The sequence below is a fragment of the Rhodococcus sp. RDE2 genome (genome assembly GCF_020885655.1).
GTDB lineage: Bacteria > Actinomycetota > Actinomycetes > Mycobacteriales > Mycobacteriaceae > Rhodococcus > Rhodococcus pyridinivorans.
On the sequence record NZ_AP025186.1, the window covers coordinates 2,337,734 to 2,353,324 of the forward strand.

General features: G+C 69.8%; 15 protein-coding genes. 12 read left to right on the top strand and 3 right to left on the bottom strand.

Features of this window, described 5'->3' with window-relative positions:
- The first annotated feature begins 1 nt into the window (after position 1).
- From alaS to LPH33_RS10930, 7 genes are all read left to right on the top strand, one after another.
- Positions 2-2,668, top strand: a complete 2,667-nt coding sequence (gene alaS / locus LPH33_RS10900) for an alanine--tRNA ligase (protein WP_229568019.1) — start codon at positions 2-4, stop codon at positions 2,666-2,668.
- 2 nt (positions 2,669-2,670) lie between these two features.
- Positions 2,671-3,189: a Holliday junction resolvase RuvX gene (ruvX, locus tag LPH33_RS10905; protein ID WP_026061030.1), complete on the top strand. Its 519-nt coding sequence runs from the start codon at positions 2,671-2,673 to the stop codon at positions 3,187-3,189.
- Positions 3,186-5,072 (top strand): endolytic transglycosylase MltG, encoded by a 1,887-nt coding sequence (locus tag LPH33_RS10910; RefSeq protein ID WP_016691645.1) that lies wholly within the window; start codon positions 3,186-3,188, stop codon positions 5,070-5,072. The genes ruvX and LPH33_RS10910 overlap by 4 nt, the downstream gene beginning before the upstream one ends.
- On the top strand, positions 5,062-5,916 hold the full coding sequence (locus LPH33_RS10915; RefSeq protein ID WP_229568020.1) for a shikimate dehydrogenase: 855 nt from the start codon (positions 5,062-5,064) through the stop codon (positions 5,914-5,916). The genes LPH33_RS10910 and LPH33_RS10915 overlap by 11 nt, the downstream gene beginning before the upstream one ends.
- A gap of 161 nt (positions 5,917-6,077) precedes the next feature.
- Positions 6,078-7,229: a thiolase family protein gene (locus LPH33_RS10920; protein WP_088898489.1), complete on the top strand. Its 1,152-nt coding sequence runs from the start codon at positions 6,078-6,080 to the stop codon at positions 7,227-7,229.
- Between the two features lie 147 nt (positions 7,230-7,376).
- Complete coding sequence (locus LPH33_RS10925; RefSeq protein ID WP_088898490.1) at positions 7,377-7,733, top strand: YciI family protein; 357 nt, start codon at positions 7,377-7,379, stop codon at positions 7,731-7,733.
- 13 nt (positions 7,734-7,746) lie between these two features.
- Positions 7,747-8,994: an RNA polymerase sigma factor gene (locus LPH33_RS10930; protein WP_106201533.1), complete on the top strand. Its 1,248-nt coding sequence runs from the start codon at positions 7,747-7,749 to the stop codon at positions 8,992-8,994.
- Here LPH33_RS10930 and LPH33_RS10935 read toward each other — a convergent pair.
- Positions 8,987-9,367: a DUF1622 domain-containing protein gene (locus tag LPH33_RS10935; RefSeq protein WP_088898491.1), complete on the bottom strand. Its 381-nt coding sequence runs from the start codon at positions 9,365-9,367 to the stop codon at positions 8,987-8,989. The two genes, LPH33_RS10930 and LPH33_RS10935, sit on opposite strands and share 8 nt — an antisense overlap.
- A gap of 164 nt (positions 9,368-9,531) precedes the next feature.
- Between LPH33_RS10935 and LPH33_RS10940 the strand changes: the two genes are divergently transcribed.
- The 4 genes from LPH33_RS10940 to aroB are packed head-to-tail and all read left to right on the top strand — an operon-like array spanning position 9,532 to position 13,062.
- Complete coding sequence (locus tag LPH33_RS10940; protein WP_390889766.1) at positions 9,532-10,149, top strand: prepilin peptidase; 618 nt, start codon at positions 9,532-9,534, stop codon at positions 10,147-10,149.
- A gap of 48 nt (positions 10,150-10,197) precedes the next feature.
- Positions 10,198-11,385, top strand: coding sequence for a chorismate synthase (gene aroC / locus LPH33_RS10945; RefSeq protein ID WP_026061033.1), 1,188 nt, complete (start codon positions 10,198-10,200; stop codon positions 11,383-11,385).
- A 4-nt stretch (positions 11,386-11,389) separates the two neighbouring features.
- Entirely contained in the window at positions 11,390-11,956 is a 567-nt protein-coding gene (locus LPH33_RS10950) for a shikimate kinase (RefSeq protein WP_088898493.1), read from the top strand.
- A complete protein-coding gene (gene aroB / locus LPH33_RS10955) occupies positions 11,953-13,062 on the top strand; it encodes a 3-dehydroquinate synthase (RefSeq protein WP_016691667.1) in 1,110 nt (369 codons plus the stop codon). The genes LPH33_RS10950 and aroB overlap by 4 nt, the downstream gene beginning before the upstream one ends.
- Before the next feature lie 11 nt (positions 13,063-13,073).
- Here the strand turns inward: aroB and LPH33_RS10960 are convergent, their stop codons facing one another.
- On the bottom strand, positions 13,074-13,691 hold the full coding sequence (locus LPH33_RS10960; RefSeq protein WP_016691668.1) for a TIGR03086 family metal-binding protein: 618 nt from the start codon (positions 13,689-13,691) through the stop codon (positions 13,074-13,076).
- A gap of 116 nt (positions 13,692-13,807) precedes the next feature.
- Positions 13,808-14,410: a B-4DMT family transporter gene (locus LPH33_RS10965; RefSeq protein ID WP_016691669.1), complete on the bottom strand. Its 603-nt coding sequence runs from the start codon at positions 14,408-14,410 to the stop codon at positions 13,808-13,810.
- A gap of 75 nt (positions 14,411-14,485) precedes the next feature.
- On the opposite strand from LPH33_RS10965, the gene LPH33_RS10970 reads away from it, so the two are divergent.
- A complete protein-coding gene (locus tag LPH33_RS10970) occupies positions 14,486-15,583 on the top strand; it encodes a M24 family metallopeptidase (protein WP_088898495.1) in 1,098 nt (365 codons plus the stop codon).
- The last annotated feature ends 8 nt before the right edge of the window (positions 15,584-15,591 follow it).

Consider the following 15,591-nt stretch of genomic DNA (forward strand, 5'->3'; position numbering starts at 1 on the left):
CGTGCAGACCCACGAGATCCGCAGGCGCTTTCTCGATCACTTCGTGAAGGCGGGACACACCGAGGTGCCCAGCGCGTCGCTGATCCTCGCCGATCCCAACCTGCTGTTCGTCAACGCCGGCATGGTCCCCTTCGTGCCCTACTTCCTCGGTCAGCAGACCCCGCCCTACACCCGCGCCACGTCGGTGCAGAAGTGTGTGCGCACCCTCGACATCGAGGAGGTCGGCAAGACCACCCGCCACAACACCTTCTTCCAGATGGCCGGCAACTTCTCGTTCGGCGACTACTTCAAGGAAGAGGCCATCACCTTCGCGTGGTCGCTGCTCACCGGCTCCGTCGAGGACGGCGGCTACGGCATCGATCCCGAGAAGCTGTGGGCGACGGTCTATCTCGACGACGACGAGGCGTTCTCGATCTGGCGCGACAAGGTCGGCGTGCCCGAGGAACGCATCCAGCGTCGCGGCATGAAGGACAACTACTGGTCGATGGGCATCCCCGGACCGTGCGGCCCGTGCTCCGAGATCTTCTACGACCGCGGCCCCGCCTACGGCGTCGAAGGCGGCCCCGAGGCCGACGAGGACCGCTACATGGAGATCTGGAATCTCGTGTTCATGCAGAACGAGCGCGGTGAGGGCGGTGCGAAGGACGACTACCCGATCCTCGGCCCGCTGCCGAAGAAGAACATCGACACCGGCATGGGTGTCGAGCGCGTCGCCTTCCTGCTCCAGGGCGTCGAGAACGTCTACGAGACCGACCTGCTGCGCCCGGTGATCGACAAGGCCGCCGAACTCACCGGCGCCGTCTACGGTGCGAAGCACGACGACGACGTGCGTTTCCGCGTCATCGCCGACCACGCCCGCACCGCGGCGATGCTCATCGTCGACGGCGTCAACCCCGGCAACGACGGCCGCGGCTACGTGCTGCGCCGTCTGCTCCGCCGCATCGTGCGCTCGGCGCGTCTGCTCGGCGCCGACAAGCCCACCATGCGCGAGTTCATGGCGGTCGTGCGCGACACCATGGCCCCGTCCTATCCCGAACTCGACACCGACTTCTCGCGCATCGAGACCGTCGCGGTGGGCGAGGAGACGGCTTTCCTCAAGACCCTCGGTACCGGCAGCAAGCTGTTCGAAGGCGCCGTCGAGACCGTGAAGTCGCAGGGCAGCAACGTGCTCGGTGGCACCGAGGCGTTCACCCTCCACGACACCTACGGATTCCCGATCGATCTCACCCTCGAGATGGCGGCCGAGGCGGGCCTGACCGTCGACGAGGAGGGCTTTCGGTCGCTGATGGCCGAGCAGCGCCAGCGCGCCAAGGACGACGCCCGCGCCCGCAAGCACGCCCACGCCGACCTGACCGTCTACAAGGAACTCCTCGACCGCGGTCCCACCGAGTTCACCGGCTTCAGCGAGCTGGTGACCGAGGCGCACGTGCTCGCCGTCATCACCGGTGGCGAGCGCCTGCACGCGGCGAGCGCGGGCCAGCAGGTCGAGCTCATCCTCGACCGCAGCCCCCTCTACGCGGAGTCCGGCGGTCAGATCGCCGACATCGGCACCATCACCGGCCCCGGCCTGAAGATCAAGGTCGACGACGTCCAGAAGATCGCCAAGCAGCTGTGGACGCACAAGGTCACGGTGCTCGAGGGTCAGGTCGTCGAAGGCGACGCCGTCCTCGTGCAGGTCGATCCCGAGTGGCGCAAGGGCGCCACCCAGGGCCACTCCGGCACCCACCTGGTCCACGCCGCGCTGCGCGAGGTGCTCGGCCCCAACGCCGTGCAGGCCGGTTCGCTCAACAAGCCCGGCTACCTGCGCTTCGACTTCTCGTGGCCCGGCGCCCTGTCCGAGCAGCAGAAGCAGGACATCGAGGCCGTCACCAACGAGGCCGTCGCGGCGAACTATCCCGTCAACACCTTCGTCACCGACCTCGACAAGGCCAAGAAGATGGGTGCGATGGCCCTGTTCGGCGAGAACTACGGCGACGAGGTCCGCGTCGTCGAGATCGGTGGGCCGTTCTCGATGGAGCTGTGCGGTGGCACGCACGTGCAGCACTCCTCGCACGTCGGCACCGTCACGCTCCTCGGTGAGCAGTCCGTCGGTTCCGGTATCCGCCGCGTCGAGGCGTACGTCGGTCTCGACTCCTACCGCCACCTGGCGAAGGAACGCGCGCTGCTCGCGGGCCTGTCCTCGACCCTGAGGGTTCCCTCCGAGGAGGTGCCCGGACGTGTCGAGGCCCTGCTCGACCGGCTCAAGGCCGCCGAGAAGGAACTCGAGAAGACCCGCGCCGCGAACGTCGCCGCCGCAGCCGGAACGTACGTGGGCAAGGCGCAGCGCGTCGGTGACGTGCTCGTCGTGGCCGAGGCCGCCCCTGAGGGTGTCGCCGGCAACGACCTGCGCACACTCGCATCCGACGTCCGTGGCCGGCTCGGCACCGAGCCCGCCGTGGTGCTGCTGCTCGGCAACGCCGGCGGCAAGGTGCCCTTCGTCGTCGCCACCACCAAGGCAGCGCAGGAGAAGGGCATCAAGGCAGGCGACCTCGTTGCGAGCTTCGGTCCCGCGATCGGTGGTCGCGGTGGCGGCAAGCCCGACATGGCGCAGGGTGCAGGGTCGGATCCGGCCGGTATCCCGGCCGCACTCGATGCCTTCCGTGCCCGCCTGAGCGAGCTGGCCGGCTGAGCGTGGCCGAACCGCCGCGCCCCGATCGTCCCGGAGTGGACGATCCCGGCCGTGGTCGCCGCATCGCAGTCGACGTCGGCAGCGTCCGGATCGGGGTCGCCTCCAGCGACCCCGACGGCATCCTCGCCACCCCGGTCGAGACGGTGCCGCGGTCCAAGGAACGCGGACCCGACGCACCCGATATCCGGCGCATCGTCGAGATCGTTAGGGAATACGAGGCTGTTGAGGTTATCGTCGGGCTGCCGCAGACACTGCGCGGTGAGCCCGGCAAGGCTGCGAAACTGGCGAGCGATTTCGCGCGCCGACTTCGCCGTGCCCTACCCGACGTTCCCGTGCGCCTGGCCGACGAACGCTTCACGACGGTCACTGCGGCGCGCGCCCTCCGCGAGAGCGGGGTGAGTGCGCGAGGTGCGCGGCCGGTCATCGACCAGGCTGCCGCCGTGGCCATCTTGCAGGGTTGGTTGGACGAGCGGAGTTCGGTAGTGAACGAGTCGGGGCGTGACGCGGGGGGCAGCCGGTGAGCCGGCACGGACGACACGACGACCATTCGGAGAACGCACGGGAGGATCTGTTCGCGGATCCCTATGCCGGTGGGTACGCGCAACCTCCGGTCGATCGCACCGGAGCAGACGATCCGTATCGCGCGGGAGCAGAGGATCCGTATCGATCGGACCCGCGGTACCGGTACGACGATCCGTACGTATCCGACCCCCGGGGTCACGATGCGTACGGGCACGACCCGTACGGCGGTGGTGCGTACGAGGGCGCCCCGGGTGAGACCCCGGAGGCCCGTCGACCCGATCCGGACGATCACGAGACCACGGTCCTGAACTTCGAGCCGGGTGTGTTCGACGGCCCGCCGCCCGGTCACCCGGAACAGGGTTACGCCGAACAGGGTTATGCGGACCAGGGGTACGCTGAGCAGGGGTACGCCGAGCAGGGCTATGCCGAGCAGGGCTATGCCGAGCAGGGCTACGGCGACGGGGGCTACGCAGGAGCCGGGTACGAGCAGGACGGATCGACCGACACCGATCCCGGATACGCTCCGGCCGATCACCCCGAGGGTGGACATCTCGACGACGAGTACCCGGGCGGATACTCCTACGCCGCACGCGACGCGAACCGTGACGCCTACCGCGACGACGACCCCGCCGACGACGCGGTCGCAGCGGAGGAGATCACCGCCGAGCAACGTGCGGTCCCCGTCGCGGTCGGTGGTTCGGAACGCGCTGCACGCCGCGATCCGAAGGCGAGCGGGCGCAAGAAACGCGGACGGGTCGTGGGCGCACTCGCCGCCGCGGTGCTCCTGCTCGTCGTCGTGGGCGGCGGTTATCTCGCCTACGACCGGTTTCTCGGCACGAACCTTCCGCCGGACTTCACCGGACCTCCCGGACCCGCCGTCGTCGTCCAGGTCAACCCGGGTGAGACCGCCGGGGAGATCGGCAGCGAGTTCGTCGACAAGGGAGTCGTCGCGAGCTCCGCCGCCTTCTACGAAGCGGCCGTGCAGAACTCGGGGATGAACTCGCTGCAGCCCGGCTTCTACCAGGTGGCCACGAACATCCCGGCCGTCGACGCCGTCGCCGCGCTCGTCGACCCGGCCAGCCGGGTCGGTGCGCTCGTGATCTCCGAGGGACGTCAGCTCCACGACATCCGCGACGTCAACACCGGTGCCGTCCGCAAGGGCATCTACACACTCATCGCGGAGGCGAGCTGCCACGGCGATCCGGCCGCCGAGAACTGCGTCACCTACGAGGAACTCGACGCGGCCGGTGCCACCCCGGACCTGCAGGCACTCGGCGTTCCGGAATGGGCGCGCGACGCGGTGGCGAACGTGCCCGACCGCAGGCGGCAGCTCGAAGGCCTCATCGCCGCGGGCAGCTGGGATTTCGATCCGACGGCCGAACCCGTCGAGATCCTTGCCCGCCTGGTGTCGGAAAGCGCTGCGAGCTACGACGCGACGGGGATCACCGACGCGGCCGCACGGGTGGGGCTGACCCCGTACGAGATGCTCATCTCCGCATCGCTCGTCGAACGCGAGGCGCTGCCACAGGATTTCGCGAAGGTCGCGCGCGTGATCCTCAACCGCCTCGACATCGACCAGATGCTCCAGTTCGATTCGACCGTCAACTACGAGCTCGACGAGACCGAACTCGCGACCACCGACGCCGACCGCGCGCGGGTGACCCCCTGGAACACCTACGCCATGGTCGGTCTTCCGGCGACGCCCATCTCGTCACCGAGCATCGGCGCGCTGCAGGCGATGGAGAACCCGGAACCGGGGGAATGGATCTACTTCGTGACGATCGACGACAAGGGCACCACGCTCTTCGCGAACTCCTACGAGGAGCACCTGCAGAACACCGAACTGGCACTCGCGAGCGGGATCCTCGACAGTGGCCGCTGATCCGAAGTCGGGTGTCCGGAAGGCGGCGGTCCTCGGGAAACCCATCGCGCACTCGAAGTCGCCCCTGTTGCATCTCGCGGCGTACCGGGCCGTCGGGCTCGCCGAGTGGACCTACGAACGCATCGAATGCACCGGTGAACAACTACCGGGACTCGTGTCCTCACTCGGTGAGGAATGGGTCGGTCTGTCGGTGACGATGCCCGGCAAGTTCGCGGCGCTCGAGTTCGCCACCGAACGCACTGAGCGGGCCGTGAGGATCGGCTCGGCGAACACCCTCGTGCGCATCGAGAACGGGTGGCGTGCCGATTGCACCGACGTCGACGGCGTGTCCGGAGCACTGCGCTCGGCCGGCGTCGGTGATCTGTCCGACGCGACGGCGGTCGTCGTGGGCTCGGGTGGTACCGCGCGGCCGGCGCTCGTCGGTCTCACCGACCTCGGTGTGCGCTCGGTGACCGTGGTCGCTCGGTCCGAGGAGAAGGCCCGAGCGACGTTCGATTGTCTCGACGACGACATCGAGGCCCGATGGCTGTCGTTCGACGCACCCGAACTCGGCCGGGTCTGCGCCGAGGCCGGAGCGCTCGTGAGCACCGTGCCCGCACCCGCGGCGGCGCCGTACGCGGAAGCTCTCGCACAGGCCCCGTGCATCCTCGACGCGATCTACGACCCTTGGCCCACGCCGCTGGCGGCAGCGGCCGAGGCGCGCGGCGTCCGCGTCGTCAGCGGTCTGCACATGCTGTTGAACCAGGCCTTCGGGCAGGTCGAGCAGTTCACGGGTCTTCCCGCCCCGCGCGCGGAGATGGCGCGCGCCGTCGGACTCGACCTGAATTCTCCGCGCCCGGCCTGAGAATTCGCGCGCTCCTGATCCATAGATACGGGTGAGGGGTCCGATACCGAACAAGAATGGTCCGCAAGCACTTTCCGGCCCCTTCGCGAAGTAGTGTCGGACCCGTCCGACGGCCGTGACGGCCGTCACCGCTGTCGCCTGCGGGTCGAGAAGGAGCAAACATGAGTGCAGTGATCGTCCAGGCCGTGCGTACGCCTGTCGGCAGGAGGAACGGCGGTCTGTCCGGCGTGCACCCGGCACAGCTGTCCGCCGTGGTCCTGAACGCGCTGGTCGAGCGCGCCGGCATCGATCCGTCGGTCGTCGAGGACGTCATCTGGGGTTGCGTGCAGCAGGCCGGCGAGCAGGCCATCGACATCGCCCGCACCGCGGTGCTCACGGCGGGCTGGCCGGAGTCCGTGCCCGGCGTGACCATCGACCGGCAGTGCGGCTCGAGCCAGCAGGCGCTGAACTTCGCGATCGCGAGTGTCGAAGCGGGACACTACGACGTCGTCGTCGCCGGTGGCGTCGAGGTGATGTCGCGGGTGCCCATGGGCACCTCGACCTCGGTGGGCGGGTCGCCCTACCCCGAGGCCTTTCTCGAGCGGTACGACGGGGTGCGGCCGAACCAGGGCATCGGTGCCGAGATGATCGCCGAGAAGTGGGGCCTGAGCCGCACCGATGTGGACGCCTTCTCCGCGCGCTCGCACGAACGCGCCGCCGCCGCCCAGGACGCCGGGCTGTTCGCCGACCAGATCGTGCCGGTCACCACCCCGGACGGAACTGTGGTCTCCCAGGACGAGGGCATTCGTCGCGGCACCACCGTCGAGAAGCTCGCCGGCCTGAAGACCGTCTTCAAGGAGGACGGCGTCATCCACGCCGGGAACTCCTCGCAGATCTCCGACGGGTCCGCCGCACTGCTCATCATGAGCGAGGAGGCCGCGGCGAAGCACGGTCTCACCCCGCTCGCGAAGATCCACACTGCCGTCGTGACCGGCTCCGACCCGGTCATCATGCTCACCGCACCCATCCCGGCGACGGAGAAGGCGCTCGCGAAGTCCGGCCTGTCCGTCGACGAGATCGGCGTCTTCGAGGTCAACGAGGCGTTCGCTCCGGTGCCCATGGCGTGGCAGAAGGAGATCGGCGCACCCGAGGACAAGCTCAACCCCAACGGTGGTGCGATCGCCCTCGGTCACCCGCTCGGTGGTTCCGGTGCCCGCATCCTCACCGACATGATCTTCCACATGCGCCGCAACAACCTCCGGTACGGCCTGCAGACCATGTGCGAGGGCGGCGGTCAGGCCAACGCCACCATCCTCGAACTCGTCGCGCAGTAGCCGCACCCGACACCGTCCGCTGTCCACCCGCGATGCCTGAGCGGGTGGGCAGCGGATTTCTCCGCGCAGGTGTCGAATCGGCGCCCTACCGTTCGTGTAGAGGGTGAGAGGCCGGAACCGCCGGCCGCCGAGGGGAAGGACCCCGACATGGCGCAGTACCTGCTGAGCATCTACCAGCCCGACGGCGAACCGCCGTCAGCGGAGTTCCTCGAACCGATCATGAAGAGGGTCGAGGCGTGGCAGAACGAGATCCGGGAGGCCGGGATCTGGGTGTTCTCCGGCGGCCTGCATCCACCGGACACGGCGACGGTCGTGCGCACGGACGAGGGGCGCACGGTGACCACCGACGGTCCGTACATCGAGGGCAAGGAGCATCTCGGCGGTTTCGACGTCATCGACGTGCCCGACCTGGACGAGGCGCTGAAGTGGGCGCGCGGTCTCGCCGACGCCACCACACTGCCCATCGAGGTGCGGCCCCTGGCGTTCGGATCCTGCGCCGGATGACGTGCACACCTCGATGACCGCGCCCTCCGCCGCCGACATCGCACGTGTCTTCCGTGAGGAATACGGCCGGGCGGTCGCCGTGCTCACCCGCGTCCTCGGTGACATCGACGCCGCCGAGGACGCGGTGCAGGACGCCTTCTCGATCGCCGTCGAACGGTGGCCCGGGGAGGGGATCCCGCCGAGCCCGGCCGGGTGGATCATCACCACTGCCCGTCGCCGGGCGATCGACAGGGCGAGGCGGGAGGCCGCACGCTCGGTCAAGCACGCCGAGGCGGACCTGCTCCACCCGGCATCCGGCGTCGCGTTCGACCCCGAGGCGGTCGACTCGCCCGAAATCCCCGACGATCGCCTCCGTCTGATCTTCACCTGTTGTCACCCGGCGCTCGCGCCTGCGTCGCGAGTCGCGTTGACATTGCGGCTGCTCGGCGGGCTCACCACCGCGCAGATCGCCCGGGCCTTCCTCGTTCCGGAAGCGACGATGGGGCAACGGATCTCCCGCGCCAAGCGGAAGATCCGCGACGCGCGCATCCCGTTCCGTATCCCGTCTCCGGACGAGTTTCCCGAACGCCTCGGCGCGGTGCGGTCCGTGCTCTATCTCGTGTACACCGAGGGCCACACGGCGAGCACCGGACCCGAACTCGCCGACACGGACCTGTGTGCCGAGGCGGTGCGGCTGGCCCGCGTGCTGGCCGGGCTCGTTCCCGGCGATCCCGAGACCACGGGACTTCTCGCCCTGATGCTCCTCGGTGAATCCCGGCGCCCGGCGCGTACGGGACCCGGCGGCGAACTCGTCCTGCTCGCAGACCAGGACCGCTCGCGGTGGGACCGCGCGCTGATCGACGAAGGGCATGCGCTCGTGCGGCGCACCCTGCGCTGGAACAGGCCGGGGCCCTATCAGATCCAGGCCGCGATCGCCGCAGTGCACGCGGACGCGCCCACCTTCGAGGACACCGATTGGGTGCAGGTCGTCGCGCTCTACGACCTGCTGATGGCCGCGGACCCCACCCCGGTCGTCGCGTTGCACCGGGCCGTCGCACTCGCCGAAATGGAGGGTCCCGCAGTCGCTCTCGGGATCGTCGACCGCCTCGACCTCGAGCCGTACCACGTCTTCCACGCCGTCCGAGCCGACCTGCTCGCCCGCCTCGGCCGGATCACCGAGGCGAGCGAGGCATACGCCACCGCCGCCGCGCGCACGGAGAACACGATCGAACGCGCCCATCTCCTGCGCCGGCGCGACGAACTCCGGGGCTCGCTCAGGTAACCGGTGTCGTGCCGGTCGTCGTTTCGGACTCGGGAACCGAACGCTGCCACGGCCACCGGCCGTCGATCTCCAGCTGTAGCGACCAGCTCAGGAAGGTGCGGATGAGCACGATGACCGCCAGCACACCCACCGATGTGAAGGTCGGCGTGACGGCGACGGTCTTGATGATGTCGGCGGCGACCAGGAATTCGAGGCCGAGCAGGATCGACCGGCCGAGATTGCGCCGGTACGGCTCGTAGATCTCCGAACCCGGCCCGCCCCGCCGGGCGGTCGCCGCGATCCACGTCGCCGCCAACGCGCCGATCACCATGACGCCGACTCCGACGACGTCGATGGCCGTGCCCACGTGTTCGAGCAGCGACGAAATCTCCATTCGACCAGAACCTTCCGACCGGAACCGACAGACTCCGGCAATCCTCGCAGGACGATCGACGCACCGTGCGGCTTTGTCCACAGGAGGTGTGCCTGTCCACAGGGCCGGGCCGGACACCGCGCGAACACCATGCCGGCGAGTGCGGATGGGGGATGCTCCGGGTCGTGACAGGGGAAACGGTGGGTGTGCTCGCGACGGTGGTCCTCGGTGTGGGCGTGGGAGCGATCGTGCGCGTGGTGGCGGGAGGAATGGCCGGTCGTCGGCCACCGCCGGGTCTGTGCGAGGCGGCATGCGCGGCAGCCGCACTCGTCGCGGTCTCGATCACCACAGGTGCCGCGGTCGTCGGAGCAGCGATGTTCGGATGGTGGTGCGTGTGCCTGAGCGCCGTGGACCTGCTCGTGCGGCGTCTGCCGAACGTGCTGACGCTCGGGGGAGCGGGCACGATCCTCGGCGTGGCCGCGGCGACGGGGCACGGCCGGGCGGCGTTCGCCGGTGCACTTCTGCTCGCGGCACCGTTGTTGATCACCCACCTCGTGGTGCCGCGGTCGGTGGGTGCGGGTGATGTCAAACTCGCCCTCGGTCTCGGGGCCGTCACCGGACTCGCCGGCCCCTCGGCGGTGCTCCTCGGTGCACTGCTCCCATCCGTCCTCACCGCAGGTGCGGCCCTGTTTCTGCGGCTCCGGGAGGCCGGCCGCGGGGGAGCGCGTGCCGCTCCGCGCGTGCTTCCGCACGGACCGTCGATGTGCGCCGCCGCGGCACTGGCGGCGATCTCGACGGGTTGACCAGGGGCGGCATGTCGAGGTGGCGGACGAACATGGAAGGATGGACGTGTGCTGCGTTGGATAACTGCTGGAGAATCCCATGGTCCCGCCCTCGTCGCGATGCTCGAGGGGATGGTCGCCGGAGTCGAGGTGACGTCGAACGACATCTCGGAGCAACTCGCGCGACGGCGACTGGGCTACGGCCGCGGCGCACGCATGAAGTTCGAGGCCGACAAGGTCACCGTGATCGGTGGCGTCCGGCACGGACGCACCCTGGGCGGCCCGATCGCGATCGAGATCGGCAACACCGAGTGGCCCAAGTGGGAGACCATCATGGCCGCCGACCCGGTCGATGCCGAACTGCTCGAAGGCCAGGCGCGCAACGCGCCGCTGACCCGTCCCCGCCCCGGCCACGCCGACTTCGCGGGCATGCTCAAGTACGGCTTCGACGACGCGCGTCCCGTCCTCGAGCGTGCCAGCGCCCGGGAGACCGCAGCACGCGTGGCGGCCGGCACCGTCGCCCGGAACTTCCTGCGCCAGGCGTTCGGCGCCGAGGTCGTCTCGCACGTCATCTCCATCGGCGCATCCGATCCCTATGTCGGCCCCGAACCCGGTGCCGACGATCTCGCCGCGATCGACGCGAGCCCCGTGCGCGCCTACGACAAGGCCGCCGAGGAATCCATGATCGCCGAGATCGAGGCCGCGAAGCGCGACGGTGACACCCTCGGCGGGATCGTCGAGGTCGTGGTGCACGGTCTGCCCGTGGGCCTCGGTTCGTTCGTCAGCGGTGCCGATCGCCTCGATGCGCGACTGGCCGCGGCCCTCATGGGAATCCAGGCCATCAAGGGTGTCGAGGTCGGCGACGGCTTCGAGACCGCGCGCCGACGCGGCAGCGCCGCCCACGACGAGATGAAGCCCGGCCCCGACGGTGTGCTCCGTTCGAGCAACCGTGCCGGCGGCATCGAAGGCGGCATGACCAACGGTGAGGCCCTGCGCGTGCGGGCGGCGATGAAGCCGATCTCGACCGTCCCGCGTGCGCTGTCGACGGTCGACATGACCACCGGCGACGAGGCCGTCGCGATCCACCAGCGCTCCGACGTGTGCGCGGTGCCCGCAGCGGGTGTCGTCGCCGAGGCGATGGTCGCCCTCGTCGTCGCGCAGGCCGCCCTCGAGAAGTTCGGCGGCGACTCGCTCGCCGAGACCGTGAGCAACATCGACCACTACCTGAAGGGCATCGCGGCGCGGCCGCCGCGGTGATCTCATGTCGCCTCGCCTGGTACTCATCGGCCCGCCGGGAGCGGGCAAGTCGACGATCGGACGTCGGGTCGCGAACGCACTCGAACTGCTGTTGCTCGACACCGACGCCGAGATCGAGCGTGTGACCGGCCGGACCATCCCCGAGATCTTCTCCCAGGACGGCGAACCGGCCTTCCGGGAGATCGAGGAGGAGGTCGTCGCGCGGGCCCTCGACACCCACGACGGAGTGGTGTCGCTGGGCGGGGGAGCGATCCTCTCGGAGCGCACCCGCGCGCGACTGGCCGGCCACACCGTCGTCTATCTCGAGATCAGCGTGGCGGAAGGACTGCGTCGCACCGGCGCGGTCGGCGCCGCCGGAACCAGGCCGTTGCTGGCCGGCGGTGATCCGGCCCAGAAGTACCGCGACCTCATGCGTCGCCGCCGCCCGTTGTACCGGCAGGCGGCGACCATCCGGGTGCGCACCGACGGCCGCAGCCCCGGGCGGGTCGTCCAGCAGGTGCTCGCCAAACTCGAAGCGGCGGACGCCGCCACCAGCCAGACCATCAGCGAGGATCGGAGCCCCACACCGTGACCGAACCGGTACGCATCGACGTCGAGACCGCCCAGCCCTACCCGGTGATCATCGGCCGGGGACTGCTCGGCGACGTCGTCGAAGAACTGTCCGGCACGCGGACCGTCGCGATCTTCCACCAGCCGACGCTCACCGCGACGGCCGAGGCCGTGCGGGAGGCGCTCGCCGAGACCGGCATCGACGCCCACCGCATCGAGATCCCCGACGCCGAGGACGGTAAGGAACTCGCCGTCGCCGGATTCTGCTGGGAGGTGCTCGGCCGCATCGGCCTGACCCGCTCGGATGCCGTCATCAGCCTCGGCGGCGGTGCCGCCACCGATCTCGCAGGCTTCGTGGCCGCGACGTGGATGCGCGGCGTGCGGGTCTACCACATCCCCACCACGCTGCTGGCGATGGTCGACGCCGCCGTGGGCGGCAAGACCGGCATCAATACCGAGGCGGGCAAGAACCTCGTCGGGTCGTTCCACGAGCCGTCGGCGGTCTTCGTCGACCTCGCGACCCTCGAGACGGTGCCGCGCAACGAGATCGTGGCCGGCCTCGCCGAGGTGATCAAGACCGGCTTCATCGCCGATCCGGTGATCCTCGACCTGATCGAGGAGAACCCCGAGGCCGCGCTCGATCCCGCCGGGACGGTGCTGCCCGAGCTCATCCGGCGCTCGGTGGAGGTCAAGGCGAAGGTGGTCGCGGCCGACCTCAAGGAGTCGAGCCTGCGCGAGATCCTCAACTACGGTCACACGCTCGGCCACGCCATCGAGCGTCGCGAGCGGTACCGCTGGCGTCACGGCGCCGCCGTGTCGGTGGGCCTGGTCTTCGCCGCCGAGTTGGGCCGGCTCGCCGGGCGTCTCGACGACGCCACCGCCGACCGGCACCGCGCGATCCTCGAATCCGTCGGCCTGCCGACCACCTACGATCCCGACGCCTTCGGCGATCTGCTCAAGGGCATGCAGACCGACAAGAAGAACCGTGCCGGCATGCTCCGGTTCGTCGTCCTCGACGGGCTCGCGAAGCCCGGCAGGCTCGAAGGGCCTGACCCGACCCTGCTCGCGGCGGCCTACTCCGAGGTCGCGCGCCAGGGCAAGGCCGACGCGGGAACCGTCCTGCTCTGACCTCCGCGTAGTCAGGCCGTCCGGTTCGACGCGGGCGGTCTCCACGACGGGTCGCGCCCGGTGAGTCCGATCAGGCGTTCCAGCGGCGGAGCGTCCTCGCCCACCCGGACGGCCGGACCGAACAGGCCACCCCCGTCGGCGACGCGTTCCTCGTCGGTGATGCTCTCCGCGAAGGCGGTACACGCGGCGATCTCGTCGGGCTCGCAGGAGTACTGCTGTCCCGTGGCGACGGCGAGGTCCCAGCCGTGGACGACGAGTTCGTCGAGCGTGACGAGTCCGGCGACCGGCGCGGGCAGGTCGAGGCCGCCCGCACGCGTCATGCCCTCCCAGGCCGCGGGATCGCTCCACGCTCCGCGAAGTTCGCCGAGCCGATCGGGAACGAGACGCCGCCAGTCCGGCGGCAGTTCGCTCGTGAGCTCCGGGGGAGTGTCGGTGTACGGGCCGATGTCCTTGCGCGCGGCGGCGGTGAAGGCGAGCGACAGGCCCAGCACGTGGTCGACGAGCGCACCGACGGAGATTTCGGAGCACGGTGTGGGCCCCGCCAAGTGGGCGTCGTCGATCCCTGCCAGGATGCGCTCCATGCGGCGGGTCGCGGGAGTCAGGTCGAGCGTCTCGGTGGTGTCGGTCATGGCCAGCTCCTCGAGGTCGGTTACGTGTACCGACCGTCACCGCGCCGAAAACTGAGCGCCCGCCCCCGGCATGCGGGCCGGGCGCTCAGCAGTGTTGCGGTCTCAGTGTTGCGGTGTCACTGCTTCGGATCGATCCTCGGGAACACCTCGGTGGGCGAGTCGTCGCTGCGCCAGGCGGGATCGGCCTGCTGTGCGGAGTTCGCGGGCGCCGAACCCGCGGACGCGGTCGCTGCGACCCCTGCGGGCGCGTGGTGCTCGTGGTGGACGGACCAGTCGTCGTCGCGGGCGGCCTTGCGCTCGTTCCGGCGCGCGAAGAACCGGCCCAGCGTCACCGCGGCCATCGCCGGCAGGAACACCAGGAGCACGGTGAACGCGGCACCGGAGGTGATCTCGAAGAACAGGGAGGTCACGCCCACCGGGATCGGGGTGACGGTGTCGACGAGCCAGGTGAGGACCCCGCCGACGAGTCCGGTGACCGCACCGGCGGCGAGCCAGCGCATCGTGAGGTCGTCGCCCTCGTCGGGTTCGGGATGGGCGCGGTGGTCGCGGATGCCGTCGAGGCCGGCCCAGACGAACGCTGCGACGACCACCACGGCGAAGCCCAGCCAGCGCAGTACCGATCCCTGCAACGGCCACTGGATGAGAGCGGCACCGAGCAGGACGCGCACGACCACGTGGACCAGGGCGAGCCCGAGTCCGCGGAGCAACCAGGGTTTCATGTACCTCAGCGTAACGGGTGGCGAAGCCGACAGTGTGTCCCGTCCCACAGCCGTGATCGCGGTAGGTTGAGCGATATGTCTGCCGACCACGCCTCCCGCCGTCGAGCGCTGCGTGCGCTGCTCGCCGAACGCGAACTCGATGCGCTGCTGGTGACCGATCTGACCGGTATCCGCTATCTCACGGGCTTCACGGGATCCAACGCGGCGCTGATCGTCTCGACCGAGGACGACGAGAACGAGACGCGCACCGTCATCTGCACCGACGGCCGCTATGTCACGCAGGTGGGGGAGCAGGTCCCCGATCTGCGGGCCGTGATCGCCCGGTCGTCGGCCGCGCACCTCGTCGCCGAGTTCGGAACCGGTTCTGCGCGTTGGGGATTCGAGAGCCACGTCGTCACGGTCGACGAACGATCGCGGTGGGACGATCTCGGCGTGTCCGTCCGCTTCGTTCCCGCTCCCGGACTCGTCGAGCAGCTGCGGGCCGTGAAGGACGAACACGAGATCGGTCTGTTGCGCGACGCGTGCGGTGCGGCCGATCGCGCACTGGCGGACCTCATCGCGGCGGGCGGCCTGCGTCCGGGACGAACCGAGAAGGAGGTCGCCCGCGACCTCGAATGGCGCATGTTCGAGCACGGCGCCGACGGCATCTCCTTCGAGACGATCGTCGCCGCGGGCGCCAATTCGGCGATCCCGCACCATCGCCCGACCGGCGCGGTCCTGGCGGAGGGCGACTTCGTGAAACTCGACTTCGGGGCGCAGATCGGCGGCTACCACTCCGACATGACGCGCACCTACGTGCTGGGCCGGGTCGCGGACTGGCAGCGTGATCTGTACGAGCTGGTCCTGCGCGCTCAGCAGGCCGGACGCGAGGCGCTCGCCCCCGGTGTCGACTGCGCCGCGGTGGACGCCGCGGCGCGCACCGTGATCGCCGAGGCGGGCTACGCCGACCTGTTCCTGCACGGGCTCGGTCACGGAGTCGGGCTCGAGATCCACGAAGCACCCGGAATCGGCGCGGCGGCGACCGGTACACTTGTCGCCGGTGCGGCGGTGACCGTCGAGCCGGGTGTGTACTTCTCGGGGCGCGGAGGCGTGCGGATCGAAGACACGCTCGTGGTGCGGGAGCATACTCCGGAGTTGCTCACGCTCACCGACAAGACATTGACCGTCGTTTGAGGGCGGTT

Coding starts and splice junctions, on each gene's coding strand:
- LPH33_RS10970 (WP_088898495.1), top strand. CDS start 14,486: ATGTCTGCCGACCACGCCTCCCGCCGTCGAGCGCTGCGTGCGCTGCTC.
- LPH33_RS10925 (WP_088898490.1), top strand. CDS start 7,377: ATGGCGCAGTACCTGCTGAGCATCTACCAGCCCGACGGCGAACCGCCG.
- LPH33_RS10950 (WP_088898493.1), top strand. CDS start 11,390: ATGTCGCCTCGCCTGGTACTCATCGGCCCGCCGGGAGCGGGCAAGTCG.
- LPH33_RS10960 (WP_016691668.1), bottom strand. CDS start 13,691: ATGACCGACACCACCGAGACGCTCGACCTGACTCCCGCGACCCGCCGC.
- LPH33_RS10965 (WP_016691669.1), bottom strand. CDS start 14,410: ATGAAACCCTGGTTGCTCCGCGGACTCGGGCTCGCCCTGGTCCACGTG.
- LPH33_RS10920 (WP_088898489.1), top strand. CDS start 6,078: ATGAGTGCAGTGATCGTCCAGGCCGTGCGTACGCCTGTCGGCAGGAGG.
- LPH33_RS10935 (WP_088898491.1), bottom strand. CDS start 9,367: ATGGAGATTTCGTCGCTGCTCGAACACGTGGGCACGGCCATCGACGTC.
- LPH33_RS10930 (WP_106201533.1), top strand. CDS start 7,747: ATGACCGCGCCCTCCGCCGCCGACATCGCACGTGTCTTCCGTGAGGAA.